The following is a 15,009-nucleotide window of genomic DNA, read 5'->3' on the forward strand; positions in this document are numbered from 1 at the left end:
GGTCATTTGAAGTGGTAAAGGACTTAGCCCCAGGCATAAATAAAAGGCGGTACCCGCCCAAGCTCTTTAACTATGGGTGGGAACCGACCATTTTGTGATATAGATATCCTGAAGGCAAAATGCCTCAATCCGCAATTTGTACTCCGCCAGTTTTACTAGAACTGGTATCCAAGTGCAACCCCCCGGTACCCCGGGCCAAATTGCGGAACAATGCTCAGGTCTTTCAAGTTCTTGTTTTTGTGTAATTGCGGAACGAGTATTCCCGCTCCTGCGCCAATAGCATAGCCCAGCAGGTTGTCGCTGATGAAGTGCATGCCTGCTTTATACCTGAGGTAGCCAACAAGGGCGGGTACAGCAGCACACACCCCCCACACATAAGGTTTAAGTTTTGAATCGGGGTTGAAATCCTGGAATACTTTAGCAGCAAAAAATGTGGCCGAAGCAGTTGCGGCTGTGTGACCAGCGAAAAAGGAGCGATGCGAATTCTTGTCCATTCGTTTATCCAGCGGCGCAAGTGTGCCATACACGTAGGGTCTGCTTCGTTGAACGCTGCCTGCAGTAATGGTAAACAAGGTGCCGGTTACAGCCATAGTTTCAACGTACAATGCTAAAACCTGAACGGGCTTGTGTCGCTGGTTTTTGTTGATCAGCATCATAGCAACAGGTAATGCAAAAGAATATTGAAAAGGTACGTAACTATCGCGATCTGCCCGCTCGGAATAGAAACCTGCGCTCGAACGGTCGAAGAAGGGAACTTTATCGGGTGTTTTCCGGGCAACCTCTGCTGCCGTAAGGTTCTTCTTTTGATCAATAAGGTGAACGCCCAGGCCGGTAAGCCCGATGCCTGCGGCTATGATCGGTCCATCTACCTTAAAGCTGGTTGTATACGGAGAAGTAATTACTTTTTTTGGGCGGAAGCTCCTGATCGTTGTGTCAGGAAGGGTTATTCTTATGGTGTCTTGTGCAATTGATGTGTTAACGACACATGCTAATACGAATACATGAATGTATTTCTTCATAGATCTGCTTTTTGTTTTTATACGTGATGTTAAACCTGATTGAAAAATGGCTGGCCTCCTTTGAACCGTACAGAACTGCATTGTATTAGTGTTAGCAGCGCCGTTCAGCGTGAAAAAGCTTATGCAAAAACAATGCTCAACCATTTGGTTTTAATTAACAGATGGTTATAAGCCTTTCCAGGTGCAGAAAGCGTTAACCCGGCACAATATTAAGCCCGGTTATGCAATGCGGCTGAAGTGAGTGACACAACAAAAGCCTAATAGTAGATTTACTGCCGGCTCCATAAAAATTCCTGAAGCAGCACTATTCACCAGCAGTAACATGTTGCCCCGAGCTGGCCCGTGTTATTGCTTTTTCCAATCCGGCAATCTTCCCGGTGTGTAGGGTGCTCCGTTTTGTTCGAGCACTTTTTCTAGTTTGTTGATTTCGGTGGCGACAAATTTCACCTGTTCAAGTACAGGGGCAAACTGCCTTGCAGCATCGTCGTAAGAAGTTTTAAACGTTGCGGTAGGGGTTATGGTTGTACTGATAATACCGTTCATTATATTTTGGATACGATTGCTGATGGAAGTTGGCGCCTCAAATTCACGCTTTGCCAGGGTAGGGTCTCCAACCAGGAGCTTCCCTGATTCGAGCAACCGGAGTTCAAGTGCGTTGATGTCGGTTAAGGTAGATGTTGGCAAGCCCGGCGTTTGCAGCACAGCCTCTTTGATATACTTTATTTTATTGCTTAGTTCCACACTGTATGCATTGGTGCCTTCTACTACCCGGTAAAGTTCCTCTACCTTTTTTGCAAAGGTGCTTAATACTGAATTTTCACCATCGGTCATATTGACCATATTCAAGGCGTCCACTTTGAAAGACTGGGCGGGTACCAGATCGCTGAACTTTCCATCTTCGAATTTGCTCATTGATACCGTATAAGTTCCCGGGCTAACCATGATGCCCTGGTCGGGAGAACTGAACACGTTGGTTTCGTCGAACGGCGTAAAACTTACCGCACTTTTAGTTCCTGTTCTAAAATCCCAGTTGAGCCGGTTAACGCCCTTTTTCGCGGGCGCATTTAGCCGGCGAACAACCTCGCCTGCTGCGTCCCTGATGGTAAACAATAGGTATGGAGCAGCTTCAATGTCTTCTTTCCGCAAGGAATCGATGGATGGATAAAACGGCGGATCGCCGATCCTGATCTTCTGCTGTTCGGCTTCCTGGCGTCGTTCGCGAAGTGTTTTAAGATCTTGTTTGAGGTAGTATGTTATGACTGCTCCCGGTTTCGGATTTGGGGTGTTCCAGTAACTTTCGCCCTGGAACCCTTTGCCGCGAATGCCAAGGGGCATGGACTCAATGTACATCAGCGCATTTTTCACCGGGGCAATAAATGCCGGTTTGTCGAGGTCCTGCTTATTTAAGCTTCTGAGGGGGCTATAATCGTCGAGAACATAATAACCACGGCCAAAAGTGGCCAGCACCAGGTCACCTTCCCGTTTATGAATTTCCATATCTTTTATGGCAACCGGTGGCAGACCTCCTTTCAATTGTATCCATTCGGCACCGGCATCTATGCTGAAAAACACACCAAACTCTGTTCCTGCAAAAAGGAGGTTTTTGTTGGTAGGATCTTCTGCCATGCAATAAACTGTTCCGCGTTGTGGAAGGTTGCTTTGAATGGCCGTCCAGCTTTTTCCCCCGTCGGTTGTTTTAAAAAGGTATGGTTTAAAATCGCCGTAGCGATGATGGTTAAAGGCCACGTAAGCTTCTTCTTTATTGTGTGCTGAGGCGATGATCAAGTTCACGTAAGTATTCGCTGGCACACCGGGAATATTGTCGATTTTAGTCCAGGTTGCGCCACCGTCTTTGCTGGTGTGAATAAGCCCGTCGTCGGTGCCGATAAAAAGAATGTTTTCGTCAATAGGAGATTCGGCAATTGTGGTTACCTGCCCATAAATATCTGTAGAGGCATTTTTGGCGACTGCATCAACGCTCCAGACTTTGCCCATGATGCTGAGTTTATTGCGGTCGATACCCCGCGACATATCGGGGCTGATGACTTTCCAGGTATTTCCACGGTCGTTGGTCCTGAATAGCCGGTTTGATGCAAAGTACAGGCGCTTATGGTCGTGTTGGCTGATGAGCAACGGAGCATCCCAGTTCCACCGATAAGGTTGTTCGCCTGCAGGCTCTACGGGTTTGATGTCGATGCTTTCCCCGGTTCTGCGATCAAAGCGTACCAGGCCACCGTATTGCGACTCAGCATAAACGGTATTTGAATCTTTGTAGTCGGCCTGGCTCTCAAAACCATCGCCGCCGTTGGTAATAAACCAGTCGCTGTTTACAATTCCGTTTGCGCTGATCGTACGCGAGGGGCCTCCCAGGCTAAAGTTATCCTGGGTACCACCGTAGACATAATAGAAGGGGAGGCTGTTATCCAGTGAGACCTTGTAAAATTGGGTAACGGGAATGTTTGCTTTGAAGTTCCAGTTTTTACCTTCATCGTAAGTTTCGTAGAGTCCGCCATCGCAGCCTACAAGCATATGCTGGGTATTTTTGGGATTCACCCAGATTACGTGATTGTCTACGTGTTTGCTTTTTTCGCCGAGGGGTTGAAACGTTTTTCCGCCATCCCGGCTTACCTGCAAATACACATTCATTGCATACACCTTGTTGATGTCAACGGGGTCGCAAAAGATCTCCTGGTAGTAATTGCCGGATGTGCTGTAATTGCTCCTTTTTTCCCAACTGGCGCCGCGATCGGTTGAAGCAAAAAAACCGCCCTTGCCGTCAGCCGCTTCCACAATCGCGTAAAGATAATCGGGGTTAACAGGGCTCATGGCCATTCCTATGCGGCCCAGGTCTACGCCGGTAGGAATACCCTTCATGATCCGCGTCCAGGTTGCCCCTGCATCGTCACTCTTATATAATGCACTCTCCGGTCCGCCGCCGACATAAGTAAATACCTTACGTTGTCTTTGGTGGGCGGCAGCGTATATGGTTTTAGGGTTACGGGGGTCAATCAGCACCTCGTTGAAACCGGTATGTTCACTTACTGTCAGCACCGCTTTCCAGCTTTTGCCACCGTCAGTGGTTTTATAAATGCCCCGTTCGCCGCCGCTGTTCCACAAAGGTCCGTATGCAGCAACATAAACAACATCGGTATTTGTAGGGTCGATGGCGATCTGGCCGATGTGTTCTGATTTTGTAAGACCCATGTTTTTCCAGCTTTTGCCTGCGTCTTCGCTTTTGTAGATGCCGTCGCCATAGCCTACCACCCGCTGGTTGTTATTTTCTCCGCTGCCCACCCACACGATATTTGGATTAGCAGGGTCCAGTGCAACACAGCCAATAGAATAAGCTGTTTGATTATCAAAAAGTGGAGCATAAGTGACACCGGCATTAGTGGTTTTCCAAACGCCGCCACTTGCCGTGGCAACGTAATACTCCGAGGGTCGTTGCGGATTAATCGCCAGGTCGACAATGCGACCCGATGTAAGTGCCGGGCCGATGCTTCGGAATTTTAAACCCGAAAAAGTAGCCGACTGCATAGGTGAACCTACAACGAGGCTGTCAGCAGCTTTGCGTACCTTTTTTTGAGCAATAACAGGTGTGCAAAAAATTATAAAGAGTGAAAATACAGGCAGGAAAATTCGGGTCATAGACAATGGAATTAGGTGGCGGAAATTAACAACAAATCAGCACGAAAACGGTATTTTCTGAAGTGCGGTAATAATCGGGTGTATCCTCTGGAAGAATTTAAGGGTGTCGGCTTTTGTTATACATCCGACCCCGCGTTAGCCGCCCGGCAAACCCTGTGGGGACGCGTGTCACGCAATCCTACCATAGTTTTACAGAAGCTGAATGAAGCATACAAGGTAATTTTAGCAGGAGTAAGCAGTACAGTAAACAGGTTAGGTTAACGTACCTTTAACGATAACAAACTTGTTCACAATGCCGCATTGTCTCATATTTTGCCGTTTATTTGAACTTTCCTTAGCAATTTTCTACAGGTTGCGGACATTTACACATTTTTTGTGAAAATTGTCCGGAACTTTTTCTGCTTTTGGTTGCTTACGCATATCTTTGCGCTCCGAAAAAAATATGTCTAAACAAGCCCTGATCAAACAAGATGGTTCCATTATAGAAGCATTATCCAATGCGATGTTTCGTGTCAAGCTCGAAAACGGTCACGAAATTATTGCTACTATATCCGGAAAAATGCGAATGAACTACATACGAATATTGCCGGGCGATAAGGTTGGTGTTGAGATGAGCCCTTACGATCTAAGCAGGGGAAGAATTATTTTCCGGTATAAATAAGAGTTTTGTTCCATTGCGGGTTCAACAGCCTGCGGGATTATATTAGTGAATTACCAGGAATATGCAGCAGCGTTTTCCGATAACATAGAAAACTAATCGTCATGAAAGTAAGAGCATCCATTAAGAAACGAAGCGCCGACTGTAAGATCGTAAGAAGGAAAGGTGTACTATTCGTTGTAAACAAAAAGAATCCCCGGTTTAAACAACGCCAGGGTTAATTCATCAGCAAGAGTTGGAGCCGGTTGCAACCGGTATCGCAAATTATAAAACCGAAATTTTAATATGGCACGTATTGCCGGTATAGATTTACCAAAGAACAAAAGGGGCGAAATAGGACTTACCTATATATTCGGAATTGGCCTCTCTACTGCCCAGTACATTCTTGATAAAGCGGGTATTGACAGGAGCAAAAAAGTGAACCAGTGGGACGACGAGGAGCAAACTTCAATTCGTAATATCATCAACAATGAGATTAAGGTAGAAGGTGCTTTAAGAAGTGAAGTGCAGATGAGCATCAAGCGTTTGTTGGATATTGCCTGTTATCGTGGTTTACGTCATCGTAAAGGTTTGCCATTACGCGGTCAACGTACACGTACAAATAGCCGTACAAGGAAGGGTAAGCGTAAGACAGTTGCCGGTAAAAAGAAGGCTCCCAAGAAATAAAGATTGCAGATCCCAGGTGCCAGTTTTCAAACCAATGGTTTGGAACCTGGTGCCTGTGATTTGTCGTTTATACAAGGCCGCCGGATCTGCTGCTTAGCAACAGGGAGGGGCCCATACATTAAGAAGACTACCTCAAGTAAATTTTATGGCGAAAGCACAACAAAAACAAGACAGCGCAAAAGCAGCTGCCAAGAAAAGGATTGTAAAGGTTGACGCATATGGTGACGCCCATATAAGTGCAACTTTCAACAACATCATCATTAGCCTGACAAACAAAAACGGCCAGGTGATCAGCTGGGGAAGCGCCGGTAAAATGGGTTTCCGTGGTTCTAAGAAAAATACGCCTTACGCAGCTCAGCTTGCTGCCCAGGACGCAGCGAAAGTTGCGATTGATGCAGGTTTAAAGCGTGTAGACGTTTATGTGAAGGGACCTGGAAGCGGAAGAGAAGGTGCTATTCGCGCACTTGCAAACAGTGGTATCGAAATCACCATGATCAAAGACGTAACTCCTCTGCCTCACAACGGCTGTCGTCCTCCTAAAAAGAGAAGGGTATAGTTAATTTTGGATTAGCGGATTTCGGATTGGCGGATTGAGCTGCCTTTTGAATTTCACATTTTGAATTTTGAATTATAAAGCTGGTGCAGCTCGAATTTTAAGATTTTTAATGATCTGCACCGGGAACAAAAAAATCTAAAACATAAGTTATTATGGCAAGGTATACTGGTCCAAAGACCAAAATTTCCAGGATTTTCGGTGAGCCAATCTTAGGTAATGGCAAGTGGTTGTCAAAAAACAGCAACCCTCCGGGTATTCACGGTGCACAACGTAAGCGTAAAACGTTGGGTGAATATGCACTTCAGTTAAAAGAAAAGCAAAAGGCAAAATACACTTATGGCCTGCTCGAAAAGCAGTTTCGTAATACGTTCGTGGAAGCTTCACGCCGTAAAGGTGTTACAGGTGATAACCTGATCAAATTACTTGAAGCCCGTTTAGACAATACCGTATTTCGTCTTGGTATTGCTCCAAGCCGTCCTGCTGCACGTCAGCTGGTTTCGCACAAACATATCACAGTTAACGGTGAAGTCGTAAACGTTCCATCTTTCCAGCTAAAGCCGGGAGACAGCATTGGTTTGAAAGAGAAGACTTCAACAAACACTGCGCTTACTGCTAACCTTAGGGGTAAAGGCAAAAACTTTAGCTGGCTCGATTGGAATGAAACGGAAATGAAAGGTACTTTCATCGCTTATCCGGAAAGGGAGAGTGTTCCTGAGAACATCAAGGAGCAACTGATCATTGAGTTGTACAACAAATAATCCGGTTTTCGGTGGGGGCCTGCCTTAATCACTGTGGTATTTCATATTAAACATTAAATCGTCTATAATAAGATGGCTATTTTAAATTTCCAGAAGCCCGATAAGATCGTTCTGCAAAAAGCAAATGATTTTGAGGCACAGTTTGAATTTCGTCCATTGGAGCCAGGCTTCGGTCTGACCATTGGAAATGCCCTGAGAAGGGTATTATTGAGTTCGCTGGAGGGCTATGCAATCGTGGGAATAAAGGTTGAAGGCGCAGAACATGAGTTTGCTACGATCAAAGGAATTACTGAGGATATCACGGAGATTATTTTGAACCTTAAGCAAGTTCGTTTCAAAAAGAAAGTTGAGCATGAAGTTCCATCTGAAAAGCTTACACTTAGCATAAAGGGTAAAACTGAATTCACAGCGGGTATGATAGCGGATGCCACTTCATCTTTTGAAGTGATGAACCCGGAGTTGTTGATTTGTACTATGGACAGCAGCGCTAAGCTTGATATCGAAATGACCATTTCGAAAGGTCGTGGCTATGTGCCTGCAGAAGATAACCGGATTAAGGACACTGTATTTGGATATGTTCCAATCGACAGTATCCATACCCCGATAAAAAATGTAAAATATACCATCGAAAACACCCGTGTCGAGCAAAGAACTGACTTCGAAAAGCTCATCATGGAAGTGAATACGGATGGTACAATTCATCCGGAAGACGCGGTTAAGCAGGCATCACGCATTCTTATCCAGCACCTGATGATCATCACCGACGAGAACATTACTTTCGACAACAAAGAAGAAAAGAAAGAAGACCTCGTTGACGAACAAACACTTCAACTACGTAAGATCCTTAAAACACCACTTGAAGACCTGGATCTTTCGGTACGTGCATTCAACTGCCTCAAAGCAGCAAAGATCAATAGTTTAAGTGAGTTGGTGCAATATGAGCAGGAAGACTTGATGAAGTTCAGGAACTTTGGCCAGAAATCACTCAGCGAAATTGAGCAGGTGTTGAACGAAAGAGGTCTTGGCTTTGGAATGGATTTGAGCAAACTCGGGTTAGATAAAGAAGATTATTAAAGTTAAAAGTCAAAAGTAAGAAGTCGCAATTGGTGTTAGCTCACCTTTTAGTTTTGAATTTTCTGCTTTTGAATTAATCATGTACGCTGCAAATCCTGACACGGTGCAGCGGAAAAAATTCAAACGTCATGCGTCACGGAGACAAAATTAACAACCTCAGCAGAACAGCAAGCCATCGCCGCGCCTTGTTGTCGAACCTTGCTGCACAGCTTATTCAGCACAAACGTATTACTACTACGTTGGCTAAAGCAAAAGCGCTTCGCACCTATGTTGAGCCACTGATTACAAAGGCAAAAGACAATACTACTCACCAACGAAGGGTAGTGTTTAGCTATCTCCAGGATAAAGAAGCCATCAAAGAACTATTTGATGTAGTTCGCCTGAAAACCGAGGCTCGTCCCGGGGGTTATACAAGGATCATCAAACTTGGTGTTCGTCATGGTGACAACGCTGAAGTTGCAATGATTGAGCTGGTAGACTACAACGAGATCTACGGTAAAGGCATTGGTGAGCAGAAAGAAACAGGTAAAAGAACACGTCGTGCCGGTAGGGGTAAAAGAACAACCGCTCCCGCTGATGCTACTGCTCCGGCAACTGCAGAAGATGCTACGCCTACAGCTACAACTGAAACTGAAGCTGAACAGCCTGCAACTGATGCTGCTGAGTCTACTGCAACAAGCAACGAATCAGGAGAGCAAGCACCTAAATAAATGTTTAAACTCAATAATAAAAAAAGCAAGGTCATTGATGATCTTGCTTTTTTTATGTTTAAAAGTTTAGGATTTTATATCTGGCAGTAATGATACTTTTGCGCGTTTGTTTGCGGTATTAACTAAGTCCGTGTGAAAATGGACCCTGCTACTGTTGACTTACACAAAGCGAAAACATTGGCTAACGTTCAAAAACTTCATACTTTATAATGAATCATCAACCGAATGCTATTCTATTGCTCGAAGACGGCACTTTGTTCCATGGTAAAGCTTTTGGCAAAATTGGGACAACTACTGGCGAAATCTGTTTCAATACCGGCATGACCGGTTACCAGGAAGTATTTACCGACCCAAGTTACTACGGTCAGATCGTGATCATGAATAATGTTCATGTTGGAAATTATGGTGTAAATGACAATGATATCGAAAGTAGTTCGGTAAAAATTTGTGGCTTGATTGGCCGGAACCTTGAAGAACTCTACAGTCGTAAACAGGCGAACGGTTCTTTAGACAACTACCTAAAGTCGAATGGAATTGTATCAATAGAAGATATTGATACCCGTGCCCTGGTTTCACATATTCGTACTAAAGGGGCGATGAACTGCATCATTTCGTCGGAGATTACCGATGAAGCAGAATTACGCCAACGGTTGGAGGCTACCCCGCATATGGGGGGCCTGGAGTTAGCCTCGAAAGTAAGTACACAAGAAACGTATGAACAAGGCGATCCCGCTGCAGCCATTAAGATTGCTGTTGTCGATTATGGTGTAAAACAAAATATTCTTACCTGCATGACGAGTAGGGGAGCGCATATAAAAGTGTTTCCTTCCACAGCTACGCTCTCGGACATGAAGGAGTTTAATCCTAGTGGATATTTTATTTCCAATGGCCCGGGTGATCCTGCCGCAATGGGTTACGCTGTGGATACATTGAAAGAAATCTTGAACGAAGACAAGCCTGTATTTGGTATCTGCCTGGGGCAGCAGTTGCTGGCGCTGGCAAACGGTATTCCAACCTTTAAAATGCAGAACGGCCATCGCGGTTTAAACCACCCTGTTAAAAACCTGCTTACCGGCAAATGTGAGATCACTACGCAAAATCACGGTTTTGGTGTTGACCCTGAAGCAGTGAGAAACAATCCCAATATCGAGATCACTCACGTGAACTTAAATGACGATAGTATTGAAGGCATCCGCGTAAAAGGCACAAAAGCTTTCAGTGTGCAATACCATCCGGAAAGCACACCTGGCCCTCACGACAGCCGGTACCTTTTCGATGAATTTATTGGTATGATGTCTTAAGCGCTTTAAACATAATTGTAGAAGGCTGTTCCTGTATGGGAGCAGCTTTTTTATGTCAGCTATTTGGGCAAGCCCCTGGTACCACCACTTTCAATAGCTTATGAGATTAAGACCCAAACCGGTTTAATTAAGAATTTTTTGGGACCCAGCTGCAGTATTTCAATTGTAAATCGTTGCCCGCCCGGCTGCGCCTGTCGCACGGGCGTCGCACTCCCGTCCGAACGGCTTCAGTCGGGCGGGCTTGTACTGCATCTCGTGGCTAGGCAATCAGCTGAACAGGCGCCCTAAGAAAGCGACACCTGATCAAGACTTTGATTTGTGCATTTTGATATTGTACATTCGTAGCAATCAAATGATACCGTTATGAATATTTCCATTATTAACGGCCCAAATCTTAACCTGCTTGGGAAACGCGAACCCGACATCTACGGAAATGAAAGTTTCTCTGACTTTTTGAATGAATTGAGAACACGTTTTCCTACGGTTACCTTCAACTACTTTCAGAGTAATGTAGAGGGCGAACTAATTAATGAGATCCAGCATGTAGGCTTTACTTATGATGGTATCATCATCAACCCCGGGGGATATACTCATACGTCAGTAGCAATCGGTGACGCAATTGCTGCGATCAAATCACCGGTTATAGAGGTGCACATCAGTAACATATTCGCCCGGGAAGACTTTCGAAAGATTTCGCATGTCAGTGCGAAGTGTATCGGCACAATTTCAGGGCTGGGGCTTAAAGGTTATGAATTGGCTATAAAATACCTGATGGAACACCGGTCGTCAAATGTGATCAGTGAGTTTTTGCATAAGCTTTGAGTGGGTATTGGGTATTAAGGTATTGGGTATTGGTTGATAAGTTGACTGGTTGATAGGTTGATCGGTTGACTGGTTGATAAGTTGATCGGTTGACTGGTTGATGAGTTGACTGGTTGATACGTTCAAAGGGTACAGTGTAAAGTAGGGGGCAGATAGTAAGTTGACTGTAGTGTTCCGTCAGTGAACGCAGCTGCGTAACATGATTAGGAAAAGTTAAGTACGCTTAGCTAATTGTATTGATGTCGAGGATAATCGTTTTGCTACCTCTTTTTTGAGCTTCCTGTACCATATGTTGGGTTCCGCCCGGACCGTCCCCGCCTTTGCGGTCCCATAAGGCAATCAGCGTCATTTGTGCGCCGCCGCAAACGAGTGAACTGTTGAGCATCCACAAGTTATTTCGCTCCCACAGGTAATCCGGTTGATGCCGGGCTTGCAGCCATCGGGGCAATTCTTTTGTATTGGACAGTATTCTCCTTGATAATTTATTGTATAGCGCGTCAAATCGCTCAATCCACGATGCTCCTGCGGGGGCAACTGAGGCTAGCACAAAAGCTTCACGCGGCAGCGCCAGGAAGAGTTCACTTTTAATACCAAATTCATCACAGATTTCCTGGAACAATATGTCCCCGCCACTGGCGCCACCTGATATCCCACGAAGTTTGGGATGTTTGGCCTGTTCCCCCACAATTGCTTGTTTGATGGCTGCTCTAACAGCGGCTTCTTTGCCTGCAGGGAACCGTGGTTCGGGTCGGCCGGGTTTGTCGATCATATGCCCTGTAAACAGCAAGTAATGTTGTTTATCGGCTGTTTCCGGTGCCGCGGCCTTTGAAAATGCAGCAAGCGCGGCATCCACATTGGCAGTAAGCACACCCAATTGCTTAAAGATCATAAGCTGCCTTCGTGCAGATTCAAACGTCAGGCCTTCGCTTGCCTGGATAATCTGATCGTACATGTTCCCCACCCTGGCGGGCCTTTGAAGCGTTATACATGCCAGGTCGGCTTCAGACATGCTCAACCAGGGATCGGGCTGGACCTGGTTGCTGTTGCGCTTGCGCTGTGCCTGGATCGCCCCTTTTACCATCACCGAAAGCACCCGGCATCTTTCCCGGTAATCTTCCAATTGCTCTGCAGCATCCTTTTCGGTGTCAAATTGTTCTTCCCAGGTCTCTGGAAGTGCCTCCGCAAGACAGATGATTATGGTGAGTAATGCAAGGGCATTAATGCCCGAGTAATAGTGGTTTAGATCCTGCTGGTAGCCTTCTTCGTAACCTGTGTAAGCCTCACTCAGGTATTTTGATTTCAACGCCTGTTTGCGCCATTCTTCTTCGGGGGCTCTACGCCAGGTATCCACCCACTTTACTTTTGCGTTTCTACCCCTGAGCGTAAACATCTCAGCTTTCTTTGCTGCATCATTGCCGTTTAATTTCGAAAGTACCCTTCCGATTGCCTGTTCTGAAAGCTTCAGGTATTCCCAGGCTTGTTCATGGTTTGTACGTAGTTCATCTTCGGCGCGCCGTTGATAAATGGTTGCAAGACGATCATTAGCTTCCTGGTCATATGGTGAACGCATGCGTATTTTGTCCCAGTAAATACCCGCTGATTCAAGATCGTTCGATTGAAACAAAGCTTCGCCGATGTTTCTCAACGCGGGTATCTCCCAGGGATAACCGGCAGCTTCCGATGCCAGTAACGCGAGCCGACCCAACTGTTTTCCCGCCTTGGCCAATTCCACCTCTTCACCAAAGTCAGGCGGTACGGCCAGGAAGCGTTCAGGGTCTTGAGCCTGCAACTTTGGTAACATAAAAAAGACGGGGCTGTCTGATTTGTCCGCGATCATTGTTGCACGCAATCCGTTGATCAACGCATCCAGCGCTTTAGCCGGGTTTTCTTCCGGGTAACTGAGGTACCGGTCTGTTTTCAGATCAAAAGGGATCTCGTCTTTTGAACACCTAATAAGGAATGTTTTCCGGTCACGCAGGGCATGTCGAATCCCAAGTTCGTAAAAAACATTTGCGTTGTGGATCGATAAATCGGCAATCACAAGATCGGCAAGCAGCAGCTGGGCAAACATATCTTCCCGAATGTTACCCTGCTCAATAATCACTGCTGTAGTGCTGCCGGGGATCCCGACGGCATTTAGGGCAGGCTGTATAAGTTCACTGTCGACCTTTTCGAAATCTACACCTTGTTTTGTCCCAAACGGACGAACGATAAAGGCCTGCATGATGTTTCCGGTTTCAACTAAAAATACGAATTAGGATGGTGCAAATTCGACAGCACTGCCCATTACAAAAGAGCAGCATGCTAAACGAAGGCACCAAAGTGCTGTAAGTTGACCTGCTCTTTAGCAGCCGTTCTACCTACAAGCGACATGTCGTTAAGGTAAGTAACAGAGTCCATTTCCCTGACGTGATTTGATTTGATATCGTGGAGTCCCATCGTGTCCAAACCCTCCTGGCTGAGATCGGCATTGTAACGAACATACAGAAACTGGCGGTTGGTATCCTGGTCCATCTCGATCATGTTGCCTTCTTCATCCATTGGGATCATGTACTTCAGCTCCCGGTCGATGGGAGCACCATAGGAACACCTGCCAACAGTTCGGCAATTGATATCCTGGTCGACCTGCATCGCATATAACAAATTATTTGGAAGTCCCTTCGCCGCCTCAAGCAGGTTATCGTATGTGCCGGATGTCGGTGCCGCGCCTGTTCCTACCGAAACGATCAGCAGTTTGTTTTCGCCGGTTTCCCAATTCAGGTTGTATGCTGGTTGGGTTGCCATTCGGTATAACAGAAAAGATGGGTTGTTATATGGCGTAACCCCACCATCTACAAATACAAATGTTTTTTCAGGATCATTTGGGTCCCATTGGAGTGTTTCCGGTGGAAAGAAAACCGGGGCCGCCGTACTTGCCCTCACCAGCTGATGAAGCTTGATCCGGGCGTTACAATCGGGACGAGTAAGGTCGTTGTATTTTGCCAGTGGATTATTGCTGATCGGCCATGGAGAATCTGTAGTTCGATTCATGGTTACAACAAGCAGAAGACATTTGAATTTCCCATTCTGAACTACCATATCGGTATCTGCACCAAAAGTTTCTTTTAACATGTTTAGCAGGGGCCCCGACTCATACAACGCCTTCCATCTTTTCAGGATGAAGGTTTTATCAAACATGTCTTTTCCTTTGTGCTTATAAAAGTCGAGCAGCTGTTCTACAGACATCCCAATAGACAAACCGGCAGCGATAATGGCACCAGTACTTGTGCCCCCGATATAGTCGAAGTATTCTCCCAGCCGAAAGTCTGACCCGCGATTAAGCTTTTCTCTCAATTGACTCTCCATTTCGGCAAGAAACTCCAAGGTGATTATACCCCGGATACCTCCTCCATCTAATGCAAGAATCTTTCTTGGTTGTTTCTGTTCATAGCGTTCAGCAAGGTTGCCCCATAATGACATATGCGTAGTTTTAAGAAGTTAATATGATAACCCGTTTAGTAGTGAATCCGCACCATAAATATTTGGCTCAAGCCTAAAAACAGTGATGGATTACAAAAGCGGATTACAAAAGCATGCTCTTTAGTAAACAACATCCGTCAGCGATCGCCAGCTTCAAATCGGGTATAAGGTAGAAACAAATCGTTCGGAAACAAATAGGGCTTTAATTAATTTGCTAGGCTATGTGCTTCTCTTCACTTACGATCACCTAGATGCGCGTAGCTGTGAGCGTTTATAGCAAATGATGCTTGCAACAAACGACCATGATATATCATCACAGTAAGCGAACAGGTTAGCAT

The 15,009-nt window shown here is 45.7% G+C and carries 13 protein-coding genes; 9 read left to right on the forward strand and 4 right to left on the reverse strand.

Annotated features, from left to right (window positions below; genetic code table 11):
- Positions 1 to 155: 155 nt before the first annotated feature.
- Both EXU57_RS05890 and EXU57_RS05895 read right to left on the reverse strand, forming a co-directional pair.
- A complete protein-coding gene (locus EXU57_RS05890; RefSeq protein ID WP_165958045.1) occupies positions 156 to 1,019 on the reverse strand; it encodes a phosphatase PAP2 family protein in 864 nt (287 codons plus the stop codon).
- A 345-nt stretch (positions 1,020 to 1,364) separates the two neighbouring features.
- Positions 1,365 to 4,667: a VPS10 domain-containing protein gene (locus EXU57_RS05895; protein ID WP_133267248.1), complete on the reverse strand. Its 3,303-nt coding sequence runs from the start codon at positions 4,665 to 4,667 to the stop codon at positions 1,365 to 1,367.
- Positions 4,668 to 5,109: 442 nt separating this feature from the next.
- Between EXU57_RS05895 and infA the strand changes: the two genes are divergently transcribed.
- From infA to aroQ, 9 genes are all read left to right on the forward strand, one after another.
- Complete coding sequence (infA, locus tag EXU57_RS05900; RefSeq protein ID WP_133267249.1) at positions 5,110 to 5,328, forward strand: translation initiation factor IF-1; 219 nt, start codon at positions 5,110 to 5,112, stop codon at positions 5,326 to 5,328.
- Between the two features lie 101 nt (positions 5,329 to 5,429).
- Positions 5,430 to 5,546, forward strand: a complete 117-nt coding sequence (rpmJ, locus tag EXU57_RS05905; RefSeq protein ID WP_133267250.1) for a 50S ribosomal protein L36 — start codon at positions 5,430 to 5,432, stop codon at positions 5,544 to 5,546.
- A 64-nt stretch (positions 5,547 to 5,610) separates the two neighbouring features.
- A complete protein-coding gene (rpsM, locus tag EXU57_RS05910; protein WP_133267251.1) occupies positions 5,611 to 5,991 on the forward strand; it encodes a 30S ribosomal protein S13 in 381 nt (126 codons plus the stop codon).
- A gap of 145 nt (positions 5,992 to 6,136) precedes the next feature.
- Positions 6,137 to 6,547, forward strand: a complete 411-nt coding sequence (gene rpsK, locus EXU57_RS05915; protein ID WP_133267252.1) for a 30S ribosomal protein S11 — start codon at positions 6,137 to 6,139, stop codon at positions 6,545 to 6,547.
- Positions 6,548 to 6,699: 152 nt separating this feature from the next.
- The gene (gene rpsD / locus EXU57_RS05920) at positions 6,700 to 7,305 is read left to right on the forward strand and encodes a 30S ribosomal protein S4 (protein WP_133267253.1); all 606 of its coding nucleotides are present in this window, start codon (positions 6,700 to 6,702) and stop codon (positions 7,303 to 7,305) included.
- A gap of 72 nt (positions 7,306 to 7,377) precedes the next feature.
- The gene (locus tag EXU57_RS05925; protein WP_133267254.1) at positions 7,378 to 8,379 is read left to right on the forward strand and encodes a DNA-directed RNA polymerase subunit alpha; all 1,002 of its coding nucleotides are present in this window, start codon (positions 7,378 to 7,380) and stop codon (positions 8,377 to 8,379) included.
- Positions 8,380 to 8,507: 128 nt separating this feature from the next.
- Positions 8,508 to 9,089 carry a 50S ribosomal protein L17 gene (rplQ, locus tag EXU57_RS25860; protein WP_133267255.1) on the forward strand — a complete coding sequence of 194 codons (582 nt, stop codon included), beginning with the start codon at positions 8,508 to 8,510 and terminating at the stop codon, positions 9,087 to 9,089.
- Positions 9,090 to 9,298: 209 nt separating this feature from the next.
- Positions 9,299 to 10,390, forward strand: coding sequence for a glutamine-hydrolyzing carbamoyl-phosphate synthase small subunit (carA, locus tag EXU57_RS05935; protein WP_133267256.1), 1,092 nt, complete (start codon positions 9,299 to 9,301; stop codon positions 10,388 to 10,390).
- A 363-nt stretch (positions 10,391 to 10,753) separates the two neighbouring features.
- Positions 10,754 to 11,212 (forward strand): type II 3-dehydroquinate dehydratase, encoded by a 459-nt coding sequence (aroQ, locus tag EXU57_RS05940; protein ID WP_133267257.1) that lies wholly within the window; start codon positions 10,754 to 10,756, stop codon positions 11,210 to 11,212.
- Positions 11,213 to 11,435: 223 nt separating this feature from the next.
- On the opposite strand, the gene EXU57_RS05945 is transcribed toward aroQ, so the two are convergent.
- Positions 11,436 to 13,436 carry a tetratricopeptide repeat-containing protein gene (locus tag EXU57_RS05945; RefSeq protein WP_133267258.1) on the reverse strand — a complete coding sequence of 667 codons (2,001 nt, stop codon included), beginning with the start codon at positions 13,434 to 13,436 and terminating at the stop codon, positions 11,436 to 11,438.
- Positions 13,437 to 13,516: 80 nt separating this feature from the next.
- A complete protein-coding gene (locus EXU57_RS05950) occupies positions 13,517 to 14,671 on the reverse strand; it encodes a patatin-like phospholipase family protein (RefSeq protein ID WP_133267259.1) in 1,155 nt (384 codons plus the stop codon).
- Between the last annotated feature and the right edge of the window lie 338 nt (positions 14,672 to 15,009).

Source organism: Segetibacter sp. 3557_3, from assembly GCF_004354985.1.
GTDB lineage: Bacteria > Bacteroidota > Bacteroidia > Chitinophagales > Chitinophagaceae > Segetibacter.